The organism is Streptomyces cadmiisoli (assembly GCF_003261055.1).
Classification (GTDB): domain Bacteria; phylum Actinomycetota; class Actinomycetes; order Streptomycetales; family Streptomycetaceae; genus Streptomyces; species Streptomyces cadmiisoli.
This window is the reverse complement of sequence record NZ_CP030073.1, coordinates 6,174,688-6,192,013: the sequence shown is the minus strand read 5'-3', so window position 1 is coordinate 6,192,013 and position 17,326 is coordinate 6,174,688. Positions and strand designations below refer to the sequence as shown.

Below are 17,326 nucleotides of genomic sequence, written 5' to 3'. Positions count from 1 at the left end.
GGGGACGCAGTGGCACCGCCTCCGGGTTCACTCGCGCACGGACCCGGCCGCCGGGGCCCGGTCGGTCAGGAACCCGCACCGGGCCCGGGACGTTTCCCGCACACGACCGGTACGGTCGAGCCCGCGCCGGCCGACACGTTGGGAGCCCGATCCATGACCACCGCCACCATCCGCCCCGGTGACCGGCGGATCAGCCCCGTCTTCCTGGGGATCCTGGCCGTCACCGTGGTCACCGGATGGGCGGCCTGGACCGGATTCACGCGGCAGCCCGGCGTGGCCGTCTTCCTCTTCGTGACCGCCGCGTGGATCGTCTCCCTGTGCCTGCACGAGTACGCGCACGCCCGCACCGCCCTGCACAGCGGCGACATCTCGGTCGGTGCGAAGGGCTATCTCACGCTCAACCCGCTGAAGTACACGCACGCGCTGCTCAGCATCGTCCTGCCCGTGCTGTTCGTGATCATGGGCGGGATCGGTCTGCCGGGCGGTGCCGTGTTCATCGAGCGGGGGCGGATCCGGGGCCGGTGGCGGCACAGCCTGATCTCGGCCGCGGGCCCGCTGACGAACGTGCTGTTCGCGGCGGTGTGCACGGCCCCGTTCTGGCTGGACGCGCTGGACGGCGTGCCGCGCGACTTCCGGTACGCGCTGGCCTTCCTCGCGCTGCTCCAGGTCACGGCCGCGATCCTGAACTTCCTGCCGGTGCCGGGGCTGGACGGCTACGGCGTGGTCGAGCCCTGGCTGTCGTACCGGATCCGGCGCCAGGTCGAGCCGCTCGCGCCGTTCGGGCTGCTGCTGGTGTTCGCGCTGCTGTGGATCCCGGCGCTGAACGGCGCCTTCTTCGACCTGGTCGACGCGGTGCTCAGGAGCCTCGGGATCGGCGACCTCGACACGTACTGCGGCCACCGCCTGTACCGGTTCTGGCTCGGTACGAACGAGTACTGCTCGGTCAGCCCGTGACCGACGTACCGCCCCCGCCGGTCGTCCTGCCGCGCTTGAGGTAGTACCAGGTCATGTTGGACGACAGGCCCGCGATCAGCACCCAGACCACGCCGAGCCAGCTGCCCTGCGCGAAGGAGACCACGGCCGCGACCACGGCGAGGAGACAGACGGCCAGGGAGTAGAGGGCGAGGCGGGGCATGTCGTGGGCTCCTGTCGGGGGACACTGCTGGCGTGGGTCACTGGCCACCAGTGTCCCCCATCGCCTCATACGTCCGTGACGCGCAGTCCCGCGTGCGCCTTGTAGCGGCGGTTCACCGAGATCAGGTTGGCGACCAGCGCCTCCACCTGGTGGGCGTTGCGCAGCCGGCCGGCGAAGACGCCGCGCATTCCGGGGATGCGGCCGGCCAGCGCCTGCACGATCTCCACGTCGGCGCGCTCCTCGCCGAGGACCATGACGTCGGTGTCGATCTCGTCGATCTCCGGGTCCTCCAGCAGCACCGCGGACAGGTGGTGGAAGGCGGCGGTGACCCGCGAGTCCGGCAGCAGGGCGGCGGCCTGCTGGGCGGCGCTGCCCTCCTCGGGCTTCAGCGCGTAGGCGCCCTGCTTGTCGAAGCCGAGCGGGTTGACGCAGTCGACGACGAGCTTGCCCGCCAGTTCGCCGCGCAGCGACTCCAGCGTCTTGCCGTGCCCCTCCCAGGGCACGGCCACGATGACGAGGTCGCTGCGCCGGGCGCACTCGGCGTTGTCGGCGCCCTCGACGCCGTGGCCCAGCTCCGCGGCGGCGGCCTGCGCCCGCTCGGCGGCCCGGGATCCGATGATCACCTTCTGGCCGGCGCGGGCGAGCCGGTAGGCGAGGCCCTTGCCCTGCGGCCCGGTACCGCCGAGCACGCCGACGACCAGCCCGGAGACGTCGGGCAGGTCCCAGGGGTCCTTGGCGGGGGCCTTCGCGGGCTTGTCTGCAGCACTGTCGGTAGAGGTCATGGGCCGACCCTACGTCCGCCCCCGGCGCCCCGTCGGCTCAGGTGAGCCGCGTCACCGGCAGCCGCCGGAAGACGATCCGCTCGTAGGCGCCGAAGTCCCCGGTCTCGTGGAGGAGTCCGACGGTGCCGTCGTCGACGCGGACCAGGTCGGAGTAGGCGGCGGGCAGGCCGTCGACGGTGTGCGCGTCGCGCCACGTGGCGCCGTCGTCCGTGGAGGAGCGGACGGTCATCAGGGCGCGTCCGGCGGGGAAGGCGGGACCGGAGAACAGCAGCACGTCGGGGTCGCCCAGGTGCAGCAGGCTGCCCTGGCAGACGGGTCCGGCGAGGCCGGCCTGCGGGCGGAACGGCACCACCAGGGTGCGGCCGCCGTCCTCGGAGCGGGCGTCGGCACGGTTGCCGGGCGACGGGGAGTCGTTGCGGGTGTTGAAGTAGACGCTGCCGTCGGGGAGTTCGGCGGCGGTGGTCTCGTTGGCGTTGATGTAGCCGTCGGTGTTCTGGTCGAGGTAGCCGAGGTACCAGCTCTCCCCCCGGTCGTCGCTGAGCAGGCAGTGGCCGCCGTTGTACTTCGCCTCGTCGCCGACGTCCGTGCCGGCCGGCGGGAGGGTGTGGTTGCCGGGGACGACGACCCGGCCGGTGCCCAGCTGGATGCCGTGGCCCGGGGTGGTGGCGTACCAGCGCCAGCCCGGCTCCTTCACCTGTTCGGTGATCTCCCTGGGCTCCGACCACGTCAGGCCGTCGTCGTCGCTGTGCTGCACCCACACCCGGCGGCCGTCGGCCTCGCTCACCTCGCCGCGCACGATCAGGTGCTCGGCGGCCGACGCCGCGGAGCGCACCTGGACGAGGAGGACCCGGCCGGTGTCCAGGACGACGGGAGCCGGATTGCCCGCCAGGTCGCCGCCGTTGTTCGCGGCGACCCGCAACGGCCCCCAGCTGCGGCCTCCGTCCGTCGAGCGCTTCAGCACGATGTCGATGCGGCCCCAGTCCCGCCCGGAGTCCACCCGGCCCTCGCAGAACGCGAGCAGGGTGCCGGCGGCCGTGCGCACGACGGCGGGGATCCGGTAACTGGCGTAGCCCTCGTGGCCTGCGCGGAAGGGGACGGTGACGGCGGGCATGGGCGACTCCTCGGGTTTCGGTTCGCCGGTGATCTCCGGCGACCGGCGGTAATGCGACCGTGTGCCCATCTTGGGGGAATTCGCGGTGAACTCCGGGTCACGAGTGGTTCGTTGCGGCAGGATGCGTTCGTATGGACGCCGTACGGGTCGCGTTGTTGCGCGAGGTGCTAGCCGGGACCGAGTGGCTGGGGGCCACCCGACGGTTCGCGGGGGTGCTGCGCCAGGCGGTGGTGTCGCACGGCGGCGGTCTGCTGCTGGTGGGCACGCCGGGTTACGAACCGTGGCATCTGGCCGCCCATCTGGTGGACGAGGCGGCCTGGTCGGGCACGCCGGAGCTGTCCCCCACTCTCGTACGGCACGATCCGCACCCCTCCGATCCGGCGCATCTGGCGGTCGGGCTGGGGCGCGTCGAGGCGGCCCGGCGGGGCGAGACGCTGCTGGTGGTCTCGCCCGAGGGGCCGGACGCGCCGCTGCTGGAGCGGGTGCACGACGCGCGGCGGGCGGGGGTGACGGTGCTGGCGCTCGGCCCGGCCGACGGCGACCTCGCCGCGATGGCGCACGAGGCGCTGGCGGTCCGCGAGGAGTCCGAGCTGGACCTGGACACCGTGCAGCACCTGGTGAGCGCGGCGGCCGGGGAGAACGCGCTGCCGTCCCCGAGGGGCCGCAGGCGGCTGCGGGACCGGCTGTCCCGGCTGGCGGACGAGCTGACGGCGCCGCCACCGGCCCGCTGGTGAGCCGACGCGCCCGGCACCGGGACCCGGTGGGCGGACGCGCCGCGCGGAAAAGCAGTTGCCCCGGGTCCGGGGCCCCGCCGACCATGGCCCGTCGTGAGCAAAACAGTCCCCGCACCTCCCTCCGGCCTGCGCGCCCTGCTGCCCGATCTCTCGCCCTGGCGGGCTTCCCGGGACTTCCGGCGGCTGTGGATGTCGGGCCTGGTCACCAACTTCGGCAGCTTCCTGACCTTCGTCGCCGTGCCCGTCCAGATGAAGGAGCTGACCGGTTCCGCCGCGGCGGTGGGCGCGATCGGCGCCGTGGAACTGGTGCCGCTGGTCGTGTTCGGGCTGTACGGCGGGGCGCTCGCGGACGCCTGGGACAAACGCCGGCTGATCGTGTGGACGGAGCTCGGCATGGGGCTGCTGAGCGCGGCGCTCCTGGTCAACGCGCTGCTCCCGGACCCGGCGGTCTGGCCGCTGTATGTGATCGCGGCCCTGAGCTCCGCGCTCGTCTCCGTGCAGCGGCCCGCCCTGGACTCGCTGCTGCCGCGGATCGTGGCGCACGAGCACCTGCCGGCGGCCGCGTCACTGAACGCCCTGCGCTGGCAGGTCGGCGGGATCGCCGGCCCGGCGCTGGCGGGTGTGGTGGTGGCGTACGCGGGGCTCGGCTGGGCGTACGCGGTGGACCTCGCGACCTTCGCGGTCTCGCTGGCGCTGGTCGTCGGACTGGCGTCCTCCCCCGCCTCGCACGAGGCGGCGAAACCCTCGCTGCGGTCGATCGCCGAGGGCGCCCGCTACGCGTGGAACCGCAAGGAACTGCTCGGCACGTACGCCATCGACCTGGCCGCGATGTTCCTGGCGATGCCGCTGGCGGTGCTGCCGTTCCTCGCCGACGACCTGGACGCCGAGTGGTCGCTGGGGCTGATGTACGCGGCGATCCCGGCGGGCGCCCTGCTGGTCAGCCTCACCAGCGGCTGGACCTCCCGCGTCCACCGGCACGGGCGGATGGTCGCCGTGGCCGCCGTCGGATGGGGCCTGGCCGTCGCAGCGGCCGGAATCGTCGGCGACGTGTGGCTGGTCCTGCTGTTCCTCGCGCTCGGCGGCTGCTGCGACATGGTCAGCGGCATCTTCCGCTCGGCGATGTGGAACCAGACGATCCCCGACGAGCTGCGCGGCCGGCTGGCCGGGATCGAACTGCTGTCGTACTCGGTCGGCCCGCAGCTGGGGCAGGTCCGCGCGGGCGGCATGGCGGCCTGGGCGGGAGTGCGGACGTCGGTGTGGTCGGGCGGGCTGCTGTGCGCGGCGGGCGTGGGGCTGCTGGCGCTGTGCCTGCCGAAGCTGATGACGTACGACGCGCGGACCGACGAGCACGCGGTGCGGCTGCGCGAACGGCGCGCAGCCGCGGCGGAACCCGTGTGAGGCCCGTCAGTCCTCGTCGCCGCCCCGGGCCCGGGCGTCGTGCCAGCGCGGGTCGTTCTCCCACTCCAGGTTGCGCTCGCGGGCCAGCTCCATCGCGTTCTCGGCCTCCGCGCGGCTCGCGTAGGGGCCGAAGCGGTCCTTCGCGGGGCAGTCCGGCCCCTCCTCGACCTTCTTGTGCTCCAGGCAGTAGTACCACTCGCCCGGCTTTCCGACCGTGCGCTTCTTGAACAGGGCCATGACCGGCTCCTTTCGCCAGGGACATGGTCTCGTATGCCCGCTGGTTAGACTCGCTGACATGTCTGGCCAGTCGCTGCTCGTACCAGGGAAGCTCTCTCCCACCCGTTCCGTGCCCGGAAACATCCGCAGGCCCGAGTACGTCGGCAGGCCCGCGCCGACGCCGTACACCGGTCCCGAGGTGCAGACCCCGCAGACCGTCGAGGCGATGCGGACCGCCGGGCGGATCGCCGCGCGGGCGATGGCGGCGGCGGCCGAGCTCATCGCGCCGGGGGTGACGACGGACGAACTGGACCGGGTGGCCCACGAGTACCTGTGCGACCACGGCGCCTATCCGTCGACGCTCGGCTACCGCGGTTTCCCCAAGTCGCTGTGCACCTCGGTCAACGAGGTGATCTGCCACGGCATCCCGGACTCCACGGTGCTGCGCGACGGCGACATCGTCAACCTCGACGTGACGGCGTACATCGGCGGGGTGCACGGCGACAACAACGCCACCTACCTGGTCGGTGACGTGGACGAGGAGAGCCGGCTGCTGGTCGAGCGGACGCGGGAGTCCCTCGACCGCGCGATCAAGGCGGTCAGGCCGGGCCGGCAGATCAATGTCATCGGCCGGGTCATCGAGTCGTACGCGAAGCGCTTCGGCTACGGCGTGGTGCGGGACTTCACCGGTCACGGCATCAACTCGTCGTTCCACTCGGGCCTGATCATCCCGCACTACGACAGCCCGCACGCCACGACGGTGATGCAGCCCGGGATGACCTTCACCATCGAGCCGATGCTGACGCTCGGGACCCACGAGTACGACATGTGGGACGACGGGTGGACGGTCGTGACGAAGGACCGCAGGCGCACTGCGCAGTTCGAGCACACCCTGGTCGTGACGGAGACCGGGGCGGAGATCCTCACCCTGCCCTGACCTGACCACCCCGGCCACCAGGCCCGCTCTCCTCGGAGGGCGGGCCTTTTCCGCGCGCGTTCGCCGTGTGCGCTCTCCGTGTGCGTACCGGGGGGATTCGGGGTACACATTTACCGACACGGAGTCGGCAAACCCGTTGACTTAGGTAAGCCTAACCATACAGAATCTGGGTTCATGGACTCGTTCCCGTCGTTCTCGACACTCATCCGCACCGCGTCCCACGAGCAGCATGTGGAGGCGGAGACCTCGACGTTCATGAGCGATCTGCTGGGCGGCAGACTCGGCCTGGACGCGTACGCGCGCTACACCGAGCAACTGTGGTTCGTGTACGAGGCCCTGGAGGCCGGCGCCGGCGCGCTGACGGCGGACCCGGTGGCGGGACCGTTCATCCGGCCGGAGCTGTTCCGGCTCGGCGCGCTGGAGCGGGACCTGGAGCATCTGCGGGGCGCGGGGTGGCGGTCCACGCTGGAGCCGCTGCCGGCGACCCGGGCCTACGCGCAGCGGGTCGCCGAGTGCGCCCGCGCGTGGCCGGCGGGCTATGTCGCCCACCACTACACCCGCTACCTCGGCGACCTGTCCGGCGGCCAGATCATCCGCGACCGGGCCGAGCGGACGTGGGGTTTCGCGAAGAAGGGCGACGGCGTCCGCTTCTACGTCTTCGAGGAGATCGCGAACCCGGCCGCCTTCAAGCGCGGGTACCGCGACCTGCTGGACACGATCGACGCGGACGACCTGGAGAAGCAGCGGGTCGTGGCGGAGTGCAAGAAGGCGTTCGCGCTGAACACCGACGTGTTCCGGGCGCTCGGCGAGGAGTTCCGGCTGTCGGCGTGAGCGGCGCCGGGGGTCAGCGTTCCAGGACCACGCGTCCGCCGATCTCCACCCATCCCTGGGGCTGGGGCGCCGTCAGGATCTGCGAGCCCGCGCCCTGGGCGATGTTCAGGGCGCGGCCGAGGCGTGCCGTGAGCAGCAGGGCCGCCGTGCCGGTCGCCTCGTCCTCGACCACACCCTCGCCGCGGCCGGGGAAGCCGCGGGCCCTGACCCGGCCGGCCGCCTCGTCCTCCCAGGCCCAGGCGTACGTCCACTCGCCCGCCGGCGGTACGGGCAGCGCGTCCACCTCGGCGGCGCTGCGGTACTGGCGCAGGGTGCGCTGCCCGGCCCACTCCGCCCGCGCCTCGATCCAGCTGAACTCCCCGTCCTGCCGGGCGCCGACCGGGCCCGCGGCCGTGACGAGTTCGGGCACGTCCAGCAGCCAGGCCGCGCCGACGCAGGGGTGCCCGGCGAAGGGCAGCCGGTCGCCGGGCGTGTAGATGTCGATGACACCGCGCTCGGGGTCGTCGACGAACACGGTCTCGCTGAATCCGAGTTTGGCGGCCAGCGCCTGCCGCTCGCCGCGCTCCGGCACGACCGAACCGTCGCGGACCACGCCCAGTTCGTTGCCGTATCCGCCGTTCGCCGCGCAGAAGACGCGCAGCACGTCGTAATCAGTCACTCGGGCATTCAAACACCACGCGGCCCGCGAGGAGGCCCGCGTCCGGCGGGACCTGTGAAGGCCAGGTCACGGTGTGGCGGCTGTCGCCGGTCCCGGCGCCCGCGCGTTCCGCGGCCCCGGTAGGGTTCGCCTCCGGGAAGGGGAGGGTGAAAGGACCCGATGAGCAGGTATCGCGGCCCTCGAAGGCTTCGCAGGCTGGACCGGAGCGTGCTCATGGCCGCTTCGTTGACCGCCGTGTCGGTGACGGCGAGCGGATGCGTGGTCGTGCACGGCGAGCGCAAGGTGCTGCCGGCGACCTCGAAGGACGAGGCCGCGACGGCGCTGGCCGAGTTCACCACCGCGTACAACAAGGCCGACGAGGCCTACGACAGTTCCCTCGACGCCGACCACGTCACCGGCCCGCTGGGCGCGATCGACGAGGCGCGGCTGAAGGCCGGCCGGGCGAGCAACCCGGGCGGCAACCCCGCCCACTCCCCGCTGAAGTTCAGCGACGTGCGGTACACGATCCCGAAGAAGGCGGGCTGGCCCCGCTGGTTCCTCGCCGACGCCGGGGCCAACAAGGGCTCCGCCGCGCGCTGGCTGATGGTGTTCACGCGTGACTCGCTCACCGAGCGGTGGCAGGTGTCGTATCTGACGCTGGTGGCGCCCGGCAAGGTGCCGGAGTTCAAGAAGGACGCGGACGGCTGGGCCGAGGCCGTCCCGGCGAACTCCACCGGACTCGCCGTGGCGCCGGGCGACTTGGGCACGGACTACGCGACGTATCTCCAGCAGGGCGGGACGAAGTTCGCGGCGGGCTCGCACACCAGCACCTGGCGCGAGCAGCGCGAGAAGAACAAGAGCAAGCCGGGTCTGGCTCGGCAGTACATCGACGAGCCGTTGTCCCAGGGCGACTTCGCGCCCGTCGCCCTGCGCACCGCGGACGGCGGCGCGCTGGTGTTCTTCGCCACCCGCCACTTCGAGAAGCAGACGGCCGCGGCGGGCACCTCGGTGCCGGCGCCCGGCAAGGACGTCGACGCCCTGACCACCGGCGAGATCAAGCAGTCGCTGACGCTGGAGTTCGTCTCCAACGAGGTGGCGCTGGCCCCGAAGGCAGGCTCCGGGGACCAGCGGGTGACGGTGCTCGGCAGGATCCAGGGGCTGACGGCGGCGAAGGGCGGCTAGCGCGCCGCCGTCCTCAGTGGCGCAGGGGCCAGGCCGAGTCGACGTGGCCCTCGGCACCCGCGTACCGGCCGCAGGCGTCGGTGAGGGCCTCCAGCAGGCTCAGCGGGTCCGGCAGCGGATGCTCCGGGCCGCGCAGCCAGTGCACCGTCTGGTCGTCGCCGGGGAGGCGGGCCGGGGGGACGAGGACGTAGGAGCCGCGGCAGTGCCAGCGCAGGCCCGGGTGCTCGTCCATCGTCTCGGGGTGGCAGTCCAGCTCGCACGGCCACCATTCGTCCTCGTCCTCGGGGGTGCCGCGGGTGAGGGTGAAGAACAGCATGCGGCCGTCGTCGCTCTCGGCGACCGGGCCGACCTCGACGCCCGAGGCGAGCAGCCGCTCCAGCGCCTCCCGGCCGGCCTCCAGGGGTACGTCGAGGACGTCGTGCACCATGCCGGTCGCGGTGATGAAGTTGGCCTGCGGCTGATGCCGGGCCCAGCGCTCGATCTGGGCGCGGTCGGTGGTGGACTGCGTCTGCCAGGCGAACGACACCGGGTGCCGGGCGGGGGTCGGACAGCCGACGCGGTCACAGGAACATCGGTACCCGGGCGCCGGGTGCGCGGCGGGCGCCAGGGGCAGTCCCGCGGCGGCGGTGGCGAGCAGCAGGGCCTCGCGGCCGTCGCCGGCGGCGGTCTCCTTCGGGCGGCGGCCTCGCAGCCACTGGGAGAGTTTGCCCTGCCGGCCGGTACGACCGCCGAACTCCGCGCTCATCTATCCCCTCGCCTCGCTGTTGAAACGGACAGCCTGCTCCATGGTCCCACCATCCTGCGCCCTGGGGGGCCGCAGTCCCCAACCGGGGTGGGTGGGACGAGACGTACTCCACACGACGATCAACCGGCATCGGGTGCTTTGCCGGAATTCGACGTATCCCGACCGGCCGGTCGTCATCTGGGAGCGAGGCCGTACAGGGCGTAGTCGACGAGTGTGTCGGTGTACGCGTACGAGATGGGGCCGGTGTGCTGGAGCCAGCGCTGGGCGAGCGGGGAGACGAAGAGTTCCAGGGCGATGCGCGGGTCCACCTCGGGGCGCACCTGGCCCGCGTCCTGCGCGGAGCGCAGCCGCCGCACATAGAGCTGGAGGGAGGGGTCGAGGAGCTTGGCGACGAATTCCCGGCCGAGTTCCTCGTTGACGACGCCCTCGGCGGCCAGCGCCCGGGAGGGCACCTCGAAGCGGGGGTCGAGCAGTTCGTCGACGGTGGCGCGCAGGACGGCCTTGAGGTCGGCGGCGAGGTCGCCGGTGTCCGGGATGCCGTACTCCGCGCCGGGTCCGGCGGCCTGTTCGGCCGCCTGCTCGCCCAGGTCGAGGAAGGCCTCCAGCAGGACGTCGGCCTTGGCGGACCACCAGCGGTAGATCGTCTGCTTGCCGACGCCGGCGCGGGCGGCGATGCCCTCGATGGTGGTCTTGGCGTAGCCCACCTCGCCGACGAGTTCGAGCGCGGCGGCGTAGATGGCGCGGCGGGACTTCTCGCTGCGGCGGGTGGCGTCGGGGGAGGTCTTCGGGGGGCGCGGTGCGGACTTCTGGGACATGGGTCGAATTTACCAGGTTGACAAGACGCTGCGTCTCGCCGGATGGTGGGGACCTCCACTGCGAGACGAACCGTCTCGTACCCGTGTGGACATCACGACGAGGACGACGGAGGCGGGCATGACCCGAAGCGGAGCCGGAAACATGCTGGGCGTCGGCGGAGCGCGCCGGAACCTGGGCCGCGAGGCCCTGCGCGGCGGCCCGAACGGCAGCCGCGTCGGCGGCAGCGACGCACAGGCCCACAAGCGCGAACTGCTGCGCAGGTTCCAGGAGAAACAGGCCGGACGGCAGGAAGGTGCGGAGGCGCGGGAAGGGCAGGAAGGACAGGACGGGCAGGAGAAGCGGGAGGGCGAGGGGCGCGGCTAGTCGGCCGGTGGCCAGGCGTCGCCCCAGTCGGCGTCGCGGGCCGCCCGGTACAGGTCGCCGTGGCGTTTGGTGACGGTCGTCCGGCGCAGCAGCTCGTCGGCCTCGCACAGGTCGAGCAGCACCTGCCCCTTGCGGATCTGCGGCTTGCGGACGATGCGGGACGCAGCCGGCGCCGGCCGGAACCGCGTCGCGGCGACGTAGCTGAACTTCTCGTCCTCGTAGGCCAGTGAGCCTCCCTTGACCTGCCGGTGCAGGGAGGAGCGGCTGACCCGGGCGGAGAAGTGGCACCAGTCCGTGCCGGGGACGATGGGGCAGGCCGCGCTGTGCGGGCAGGGCGCGGCGATGTGGAAGCCGGCGCCGATCAGGCGGTCGCGGGCGTCGATCACGCGCGCGTAGCCGTCGGGCGTGCCGGCCTCGACGATCACGACGGCGCCGGCGGCGCGGGCGGCGGCGTCGACGAGGGCGGCGCGGTCGGGCTCGGACAGCTCGTTGAGGACGTAGGACACGGTGACGAGATCGGTGTCGTCGAGGGTGAGCGCCGAGCCGATGCGGGAGCGCTGCCACCGGGCGTCCCGCAGCGCGGGGTTGGCGGCGGCGATCTCCCGCCCGAGCGCGAGCGCGGGTTCGGCCCAGTCCAGCACCGTCACGGGCCGGACCCCGTCCCAGGTCGCGGTGACGGCCCAGCTCCCGGCGCCCGTGCCGCCCCCGACGTCCACGTGCCCGCCGGGCACCCAGTCGGGCACGGCCGCGGCGAACGCCGCCAGGGCCGAGCGGACCGCCTCGAAGGTGGCGGGCATCCGGTAGGCGGCGTAGGCGACGACGTCCGCGCGGTCCCGCAGGATCGGGGCGTCGGTCGGGGTGGCGCCCCGGTAGTTGGCGATCAGCCGCTCCACGGCCTGCGCGGCCTGCTTGGGCGGCAGTCCGTCGAGCAGCCCGGCGAGGGCGGCGCGGAGGTTCTCGGCCGGGAGTACTGGGACGTTCACCGGGTGATTCTCTCAGGTCGCCGCAGCCGCCGTGCCGCCGCGCCGACCGTGCCGTCAGGTCCCCCGCATTGTCCGGTCCCTCGCGGCGTCAGGTCCCCCGCACCGCCCGCGCCACCCTGGTGCCCGCCGCCGCCCGCGGCCGGCTGTCCGGCGCCCGGCGGCGCGGGTGCACCGTGTTCGCCAGCAGCACCAGGAAGGTGTCCGTGGCCCGGTCCAGCACCAGCGACGTCCCCGTGAAACCGGTGTGCCCCGCCGCTCCCCGCCCCGCCAGCTCCCCCATGAACCACGGCTGGTCGAGCACGAAGCCGAGGCCGGGCGGCGTCAGCAGCAGCTCCACGAAGTCCGGCCCCAGGATGCGCGCCGGCCCGTACGAGCCGCCCGCCAGCAGCGTCCGGCAGAACACCGCCAGGTCCCGCCCCGTACCGAACAGACCCGCGTGACCGGCCACCCCGCCGAGGGCCCACGCGTTCTCGTCGTGGACGACCCCCCGCAGCATGCCCCGGTCCGCCTTCGCCCACGGCCGCCGCTGGTCCTCCGTCGCCGCCGCGCCCGGACACGGGCCGAAGCCGGTCGCCGCCATCCCGAGCGGCCGGGTGATCCCGTCCCGGACGAGGACGTCCAGGGCGCGGCCGGTGACGCGTTCCAGGACGTACTGGACCAGCAGCATGTTCAGGTCGGAGTAGCGGTACACGCCGGGTTCCGCCGTCGGGGGTTCGGCCCGCAGCAGCGCCAGCCGCTCCGCGTCGTCCGCGCAGTCGTACAGCGGGAGTTCGGGGCGCAGCCCCGAGGTGTGGGTGAGCAGCTGCCGTACGGTGACGCCGTGCCGGTCGGCGGCCCGGAACTCCGGCAGGTACGCGCCCACCCGCGCGTCGATGCCGAGCGTGCCGCGCTCGATCTGCTGCACCGCGGCGACGGCGGTGAACAGCTTGGTGAGCGAGGCGAGGTCGAAGGGCGTGTCCACGGTCATCGGCACCCGGCGCGCGGCCGGCAGCTCCACACCCGCGTCGGCCAGGGGGGCGTGGGCCGCGTAGCGCACCGCGTACCCCGTCGCCGCCTCGACCGCGAGCACCGGCCCGCGCCCGGCGACGACGACGGCGCCCGCCGCCCACGGCTGCCGACCGGTCGTGAGGTCCTGGACGTCGCGGACGAGCAGCTGGAGCCCGCCGGGGTCGAGTCCGGCCCGTTCCGGTGTGCCACGGCGCAGTCTCGGCGCGCTCAGCTCTCTTCCCCCAAGTTCTCGGATGCGCCCGAGCGGGGAGTCCCCCCGCCCTCAGCCACCGTACGTGTGTTCCAGGGACGGCACATTCCCACGAAGCAGCCCACCGCCACCAGGGCGGCCGCCAGTTGGACGACGGCCATCGGGACGGCGGTGTGCTCGCCGGCGATGCCGACGAGCGGCGAGGCGACGGCGCCGACCAGGAAGGAGGTCGCGCCGAGCAGGGCGGACGCGGAGCCGGCGGAGTGCCGGACGCGCAGCAGCGCGAGGGACTGGGCGTTGGGCAGGGCGAAGCCCATGGCGGACATCAGGACGAACAGCGCGACGGCGATCGGGGTGAGCCCCGTCTCGCCGAAGACGTCCAGCGACATCAGCAGCAGCGCCACCGCGGCCAGTACGACGATGCCCAGTCCGGCGGCGAAGACCCGCTCCAGGCTGACCCGGCCGACCAGCACCTTGCCGTTGATCTGGCCGGCGACGACCAGTCCGACGGAGTTCACGGCGAACAGCAGGCTGAAGGTCTGCGGGGAGGCGCCGTAGATCTCCTGGACGACGAACGGCGAGGCGGAGATGTAGGCGAACAGGGCGGCGAAGGTGAAGCCGCCGGACAGCATGTAGCCGGTGAAGGGCAGGTCGGCGAGCAGGCGGCGCATCGCGTGCAGGGCCTCGCCGACGCCGCCCTGATGGCGGTCGGCGGGCTCCAGGGTCTCCGGGAGCCTCGCCCCGACCACGGCGGTCAGCAGCACACCGACGACCGCGAGCACCACGAACACCCCGCGCCAGTCCGTCACCCGCAGGATCTGCCCGCCGATCAGCGGCGCGACGATCGGCGCGGCGCCCGAGACCAGCATGAGGGTGGAGAAAAAGCGGGCCATCGCCACGCCGTCGTACAGGTCGCGCACGACCGCGCGGGCGATCACGATCCCGCCCGCGCCGGCCAGGCCCTGGACGAGCCGGAAGGCGACCAGGGACTCCGCGGTGGGCGCCAGGGCGCACAGCACGGTCGCGACGACGTACACGACGAGCCCGGCCAGCAGCGGCCGGCGGCGGCCCCAGCGGTCGCTCATCGGGCCGACCACCAACTGCCCGACGGCCATGCCGGCCAGGCAGGCGGTGAGGGTGAGCTGCACCGTCGCGGCGGGCGCGTGCAGCGACTCGCCGACCCTCGGCAGCGCGGGGAGGTACATGTCCATCGCCAGCGGCGGCGTGGCGGTCAGTCCACCGAGCAGAAAGGTCACGAGCAGGCCGGTGCGGCGCTGCGCGCGGACGGGCGGCCGCTTCGTCGGCGCGGCCGCCCGTGAAAGATCCGGTATCGATGCCCTGCCTTCGGGCATGTGCCCCTCCCTCTTCGAACAGTTCGCTCCCTATGCTCTCATTTCGAACACGGAGCCTGGCGGCATCGAACGAGAACGAACAGGCCCGACGAGCACGACAGGCACGGACGGGAATGAGGACGGTCGGCATGACGACGGACAGCGTGCGATGGGGAATCCTGGCGACGGGCGGCATCGCCGCGTCGTTCACGGCGGATCTGGTGGACCTGCCGGACGCGGAGGTGGTGGCCGTGGCCTCGCGGTCCGAGGCCTCGGCGCGGGCGTTCGCGGACCGGTTCGGGATACCCCGGGCGTACGGCGACTGGGAGTCCCTCGCGCGCGACGAGGGCGTCGACGTGGTCTACGTCGCCACCCCGCACTCGGCCCACCGGGCGGCGGCCGGCCTGTGCCTGGCGGCCGGGCGGAACGTGCTGTGCGAGAAGGCGTTCACGCTGAACCTGCGCGAGGCGGAGGAACTGGTCGCGCTGGCCCGGGAGCACGGGCGGTTCCTGATGGAGGCCATGTGGATGTACTGCAATCCGCTGGTGCGCCGCATGAAGGCGCTGGTGGACGACGGCGCGATCGGCGAGGTGCGCAGCGTCCAGGCGGACTTCGGGCTGTCGGGCCCCTTCCCGCCCGCGCACCGGCTGCGCGATCCGCGGCAGGGCGGCGGCGCGCTGCTCGACCTCGGCGTGTACCCGGTGTCCTTCGCGCATCTGCTGCTGGGTGAGCCGTCGGACATCGCGGCGAGATCGGTGCTGTCCGACGAGGGGGTCGACCTCCAGACGGGCGCGCTGCTCTCCTGGGACAGCGGCGCGCTCGCCTCGGTGCACTGCTCCATCGTCGGCGGTACGCCCGTCACCGCCTCGGTCACCGGTTCGCTCGGCCGCATCGACATCCCGGCCGGCTTCTTCAACCCGGACCGCTTCGTGCTGTGCCGTGACGGCCGCGAGCCCGAGGAGTTCCGCCACGACCCGGCCGCCGACCCGCACAACAGCCTCAAGCACGAGGCCCGTGAGGTGATGCGCGCCCTGCGCGCCGGGGAGACCGAGTCGCCGCTCGTCCCGCTGGAAGGCACGCTCGCGGTGATGCGGACGCTCGACACGATCCGTGACCGCGTCGGCGTCCGCTACCCCGGCGAGCGGGACGAGCCGCTGCTCACACCTGCGTGAGCCCCGGCCGGCCGGCCTCGGTCACGAAGGACGCGGCCGTCGTGACCGGGGCCCCGGGCCTGGTCACGTACGGCACCGTCCGGAAGTCGGCGCGGGCCTGGTCCCGCCCGAGCCCGACGGTCACGTATCCGCGCCGCCCGTTGTAGAACTTCAGATGCGGGTTGGCCGTCGTGTAGGTGTCCCAGTTGGCCGGCTTGTCGGCGCCGTCCCGGCCGCTGGAGATCGACGTGGCCACGATCTCCGTGCCGACGGTGCGCGAGGCCGGATCGTCGAAGTCGTCCTTGATGTCGAAGGCGTAGCCGACGTGGACGTCCCCGGTGAGCACCATCAGGTTGTCAACACCGACCGCCCGCGCGCCGTCGAGCACCCGGCGGCGCGAGGCGCGGTAGCCGTCCCAGGCGTCCATGGAGACCCGCGAGGGTTCGGTCAGGTCGAACTTCCGCTGGGAGAAGGTGACCTGCTGCGGTACGACGTTCCACAGCGCCTTCGACCGCCGCCAGCCGTCGAGCAGCCACCGCTCCTGCGTCTCGCCGGTCATGGTGCGCGCCGGGTCGTCGACCTCGGGGCCGGGGATGTCGGAGCCGTCGCCGTAGGCCTGGTCCGAGCGGTACTGGCGGGTGTCGAGGACGTCGAACTGCGCGAGCCGGCCCCAGTGCAGCCGGCGGTAGAGCTGCATGTCGGGGCCGTCGGGGCGCTGCGGGCGGCGCAGCGGCTGGTTCTCGAAGTAGGCGCGGTAGGCGGAGGCGCGGCGCAGCAGGAACTCCTCCGGCGGGACGTCGTTCTCGGGCTTGTCGTCCGCGTAGTTGTTCTCGGTCTCGTGGTCGTCCCAGGTGACGACGAAGGGGTGCGCGGCGTGGGCGGCGCGCAGGTCGGGGTCGGTCTTGTAGAGGGCGTACCGCAGCCGGTAGTCCTCCAGGGTCACGGTCTCGCGGTTGAACAGGTCCGGGAGCGTGCGGTCGGTGTAGTTGCGCTGGCCGCCGACCGCGTTCACGGCGTACTCGTACAGGTAGTCGCCGAGGTGCAGGACGACGTCGACGTCCTCCTCGGCGAGGTGGCGGTACGCGGTGAAGTAGCCGTCGTGGTACGCCTGGCAGGAGACCGCGGCCAGAGTGAGCGACGAGACCCGTTCGTGCTGGGCGGGGGCGGTGCGGGTCCGGCCGGTCGGGCTGATCCAGCGGCCCGCACGGAAGCGGTAGAAGTAGGCCCGGCCGGGTTCGAGGTGGCCGGCCTCCACATGCACGGCGTGCTGGAACTCGGGGTGCGCGGTGGCGGTCCCGCGTCTGACGGTGCGGCGGAAGCGCTCGTCGCGGGCCAGTTCCCAGTGCACGGTGACGCGTTCGGCCGGAAGGCCGCCGTCGGGCTGGTACGGGGCGGGCGCGAGGCGGGTCCACAGCAGGACGGAGTCGGGCAGCGGGTCGCCGGAGGCGACACCGAGGGTGAAGGGGTCCTCGGTGATCCGCGCGGCGTCGAGTTCGGCGGCGCCGGCCACTCCCGCGGCCGGCAGGTTCACCGCGAACGCGAGCGCGGCGGCGGCGCCGGTGACGGTCAGAAAGCGGCGGCGGCCGATGTGCCGGGCGGCCGCGCGGAGTTCGAGCGCGTGCTGGGACGGTCGTGCGACGGGTTTCATCCGGTCCTCCCCTGACGAACCTGTTGATTCGATTCAGGTGGCATTGGAGTGGCCGGGAACGACACGCGATTGGCACGTACACAACACTCGAATGGCGGTCGGATGAGATCCGTATGGCGCACCGTCTC

The 17,326-nt window shown here is 72.9% G+C and carries 19 protein-coding genes and 1 pseudogene; 9 read left to right on the top strand and 11 right to left on the bottom strand.

What is annotated here, in order from left to right; translation table 11 throughout:
• Positions 1–153: 153 nt before the first annotated feature.
• A complete protein-coding gene (locus DN051_RS27095; RefSeq protein ID WP_112439667.1) occupies positions 154–954 on the top strand; it encodes a site-2 protease family protein in 801 nt (266 codons plus the stop codon).
• Here DN051_RS27095 and DN051_RS27090 read toward each other — a convergent pair.
• The 3 genes from DN051_RS27090 to DN051_RS27080 all read right to left on the bottom strand — a co-directional run bounded on the left by DN051_RS27090 (position 944) and on the right by DN051_RS27080 (position 3,028).
• A complete protein-coding gene (locus DN051_RS27090; RefSeq protein WP_053763894.1) occupies positions 944–1,135 on the bottom strand; it encodes a hypothetical protein in 192 nt (63 codons plus the stop codon). The genes DN051_RS27095 and DN051_RS27090 overlap by 11 nt on opposite strands.
• Positions 1,136–1,200: 65 nt before the next feature.
• Positions 1,201–1,917 (bottom strand): NADPH-dependent F420 reductase, encoded by a 717-nt coding sequence (gene npdG / locus DN051_RS27085; RefSeq protein ID WP_053763893.1) that lies wholly within the window; start codon positions 1,915–1,917, stop codon positions 1,201–1,203.
• Positions 1,918–1,954: 37 nt separating this feature from the next.
• Positions 1,955–3,028, bottom strand: coding sequence for a sialidase family protein (locus tag DN051_RS27080; protein WP_053763999.1), 1,074 nt, complete (start codon positions 3,026–3,028; stop codon positions 1,955–1,957).
• A gap of 131 nt (positions 3,029–3,159) precedes the next feature.
• On the opposite strand from DN051_RS27080, the gene DN051_RS27075 reads away from it, so the two are divergent.
• Entirely contained in the window at positions 3,160–3,762 is a 603-nt protein-coding gene (locus DN051_RS27075; RefSeq protein WP_053763892.1) for a hypothetical protein, read from the top strand.
• Between the two features lie 93 nt (positions 3,763–3,855).
• On the top strand, positions 3,856–5,160 hold the full coding sequence (locus tag DN051_RS27070) for an MFS transporter (protein ID WP_112439666.1): 1,305 nt from the start codon (positions 3,856–3,858) through the stop codon (positions 5,158–5,160).
• A gap of 6 nt (positions 5,161–5,166) precedes the next feature.
• Here the strand turns inward: DN051_RS27070 and DN051_RS27065 are convergent, their stop codons facing one another.
• Positions 5,167–5,397 (bottom strand): hypothetical protein, encoded by a 231-nt coding sequence (locus DN051_RS27065; protein ID WP_053763891.1) that lies wholly within the window; start codon positions 5,395–5,397, stop codon positions 5,167–5,169.
• Positions 5,398–5,455: 58 nt separating this feature from the next.
• Between DN051_RS27065 and map the strand changes: the two genes are divergently transcribed.
• Together map and DN051_RS27055 are read left to right on the top strand one after the other, a co-directional pair.
• Entirely contained in the window at positions 5,456–6,313 is an 858-nt protein-coding gene (gene map / locus DN051_RS27060; RefSeq protein WP_053763890.1) for a type I methionyl aminopeptidase, read from the top strand.
• Between the two features lie 174 nt (positions 6,314–6,487).
• Positions 6,488–7,144: a biliverdin-producing heme oxygenase gene (locus DN051_RS27055; protein ID WP_112439665.1), complete on the top strand. Its 657-nt coding sequence runs from the start codon at positions 6,488–6,490 to the stop codon at positions 7,142–7,144.
• A gap of 13 nt (positions 7,145–7,157) precedes the next feature.
• Here the strand turns inward: DN051_RS27055 and DN051_RS27050 are convergent, their stop codons facing one another.
• The gene (locus DN051_RS27050) at positions 7,158–7,802 is read right to left on the bottom strand and encodes a PhzF family phenazine biosynthesis protein (RefSeq protein ID WP_112439664.1); all 645 of its coding nucleotides are present in this window, start codon (positions 7,800–7,802) and stop codon (positions 7,158–7,160) included.
• A gap of 62 nt (positions 7,803–7,864) precedes the next feature.
• Between DN051_RS27050 and DN051_RS46645 the strand changes: the two are divergent.
• Positions 7,865–7,999, top strand: a pseudogene (locus DN051_RS46645) (iron transporter); the annotation flags it as partial.
• Positions 7,962–8,963 carry an SCO2278 family lipoprotein gene (locus DN051_RS27040; protein ID WP_112439663.1) on the top strand — a complete coding sequence of 334 codons (1,002 nt, stop codon included), beginning with the start codon at positions 7,962–7,964 and terminating at the stop codon, positions 8,961–8,963. The pseudogene DN051_RS46645 and the gene DN051_RS27040, both read left to right, overlap by 38 nt.
• 13 nt (positions 8,964–8,976) lie before the next feature.
• Here DN051_RS27040 and DN051_RS27035 read toward each other — a convergent pair whose 3' ends face one another.
• Both DN051_RS27035 and DN051_RS27030 read right to left on the bottom strand, forming a co-directional pair.
• The gene (locus tag DN051_RS27035) at positions 8,977–9,708 is read right to left on the bottom strand and encodes a bifunctional DNA primase/polymerase (protein WP_053763886.1); all 732 of its coding nucleotides are present in this window, start codon (positions 9,706–9,708) and stop codon (positions 8,977–8,979) included.
• Positions 9,709–9,881: 173 nt separating this feature from the next.
• Complete coding sequence (locus DN051_RS27030) at positions 9,882–10,523, bottom strand: TetR/AcrR family transcriptional regulator (protein ID WP_053763885.1); 642 nt, start codon at positions 10,521–10,523, stop codon at positions 9,882–9,884.
• Between the two features lie 118 nt (positions 10,524–10,641).
• Here DN051_RS27030 and DN051_RS27025 point away from each other — a divergent pair, with 118 nt between their 5' ends.
• Positions 10,642–10,887, top strand: a complete 246-nt coding sequence (locus tag DN051_RS27025) for a DUF6243 family protein (RefSeq protein ID WP_199314689.1) — start codon at positions 10,642–10,644, stop codon at positions 10,885–10,887.
• Here the strand turns inward: DN051_RS27025 and DN051_RS27020 are convergent.
• From DN051_RS27020 to DN051_RS27010, 3 genes are all read right to left on the bottom strand, one after another.
• The gene (locus tag DN051_RS27020; RefSeq protein ID WP_112439662.1) at positions 10,884–11,870 is read right to left on the bottom strand and encodes a small ribosomal subunit Rsm22 family protein; all 987 of its coding nucleotides are present in this window, start codon (positions 11,868–11,870) and stop codon (positions 10,884–10,886) included. The two genes, DN051_RS27025 and DN051_RS27020, sit on opposite strands and share 4 nt — an antisense overlap.
• 88 nt (positions 11,871–11,958) lie before the next feature.
• On the bottom strand, positions 11,959–13,113 hold the full coding sequence (locus DN051_RS27015) for a serine hydrolase domain-containing protein (RefSeq protein WP_079002129.1): 1,155 nt from the start codon (positions 13,111–13,113) through the stop codon (positions 11,959–11,961).
• A complete protein-coding gene (locus tag DN051_RS27010; protein ID WP_079002126.1) occupies positions 13,086–14,420 on the bottom strand; it encodes a multidrug effflux MFS transporter in 1,335 nt (444 codons plus the stop codon). The genes DN051_RS27015 and DN051_RS27010 overlap by 28 nt, the downstream gene beginning before the upstream one ends.
• A gap of 128 nt (positions 14,421–14,548) precedes the next feature.
• Here DN051_RS27010 and DN051_RS27005 point away from each other — a divergent pair, with 128 nt between their 5' ends.
• On the top strand, positions 14,549–15,571 hold the full coding sequence (locus DN051_RS27005) for a Gfo/Idh/MocA family protein (RefSeq protein ID WP_053763881.1): 1,023 nt from the start codon (positions 14,549–14,551) through the stop codon (positions 15,569–15,571).
• Here the strand turns inward: DN051_RS27005 and DN051_RS27000 are convergent.
• Positions 15,558–17,198 (bottom strand): alkaline phosphatase D family protein, encoded by a 1,641-nt coding sequence (locus DN051_RS27000; protein ID WP_053763880.1) that lies wholly within the window; start codon positions 17,196–17,198, stop codon positions 15,558–15,560. The two genes, DN051_RS27005 and DN051_RS27000, sit on opposite strands and share 14 nt — an antisense overlap.
• Positions 17,199–17,326 lie beyond the last annotated feature (128 nt).

What these genes read in the sequence shown, in the direction of transcription:
- DN051_RS27095 (WP_112439667.1), top strand. Translation starts at nt 154, where the DNA reads ATGACCACCGCCACCATCCGCCCCGGTGACCGGCGGATCAGCCCCGTC.
- DN051_RS27090 (WP_053763894.1), bottom strand. Translation starts at nt 1,135, where the DNA reads ATGCCCCGCCTCGCCCTCTACTCCCTGGCCGTCTGTCTCCTCGCCGTG.
- npdG (WP_053763893.1), bottom strand. Translation starts at nt 1,917, where the DNA reads ATGACCTCTACCGACAGTGCTGCAGACAAGCCCGCGAAGGCCCCCGCC.
- DN051_RS27080 (WP_053763999.1), bottom strand. Translation starts at nt 3,028, where the DNA reads ATGCCCGCCGTCACCGTCCCCTTCCGCGCAGGCCACGAGGGCTACGCC.
- DN051_RS27075 (WP_053763892.1), top strand. Translation starts at nt 3,160, where the DNA reads ATGGACGCCGTACGGGTCGCGTTGTTGCGCGAGGTGCTAGCCGGGACC.
- DN051_RS27065 (WP_053763891.1), bottom strand. Translation starts at nt 5,397, where the DNA reads ATGGCCCTGTTCAAGAAGCGCACGGTCGGAAAGCCGGGCGAGTGGTAC.
- map (WP_053763890.1), top strand. Translation starts at nt 5,456, where the DNA reads ATGTCTGGCCAGTCGCTGCTCGTACCAGGGAAGCTCTCTCCCACCCGT.
- DN051_RS27055 (WP_112439665.1), top strand. Translation starts at nt 6,488, where the DNA reads ATGGACTCGTTCCCGTCGTTCTCGACACTCATCCGCACCGCGTCCCAC.
- DN051_RS27040 (WP_112439663.1), top strand. Translation starts at nt 7,962, where the DNA reads ATGAGCAGGTATCGCGGCCCTCGAAGGCTTCGCAGGCTGGACCGGAGC.
- DN051_RS27035 (WP_053763886.1), bottom strand. Translation starts at nt 9,708, where the DNA reads ATGAGCGCGGAGTTCGGCGGTCGTACCGGCCGGCAGGGCAAACTCTCC.
- DN051_RS27030 (WP_053763885.1), bottom strand. Translation starts at nt 10,523, where the DNA reads ATGTCCCAGAAGTCCGCACCGCGCCCCCCGAAGACCTCCCCCGACGCC.
- DN051_RS27025 (WP_199314689.1), top strand. Translation starts at nt 10,642, where the DNA reads ATGACCCGAAGCGGAGCCGGAAACATGCTGGGCGTCGGCGGAGCGCGC.
- DN051_RS27010 (WP_079002126.1), bottom strand. Translation starts at nt 14,420, where the DNA reads ATGCCCGAAGGCAGGGCATCGATACCGGATCTTTCACGGGCGGCCGCG.
- DN051_RS27005 (WP_053763881.1), top strand. Translation starts at nt 14,549, where the DNA reads ATGACGACGGACAGCGTGCGATGGGGAATCCTGGCGACGGGCGGCATC.
- DN051_RS27000 (WP_053763880.1), bottom strand. Translation starts at nt 17,198, where the DNA reads ATGAAACCCGTCGCACGACCGTCCCAGCACGCGCTCGAACTCCGCGCG.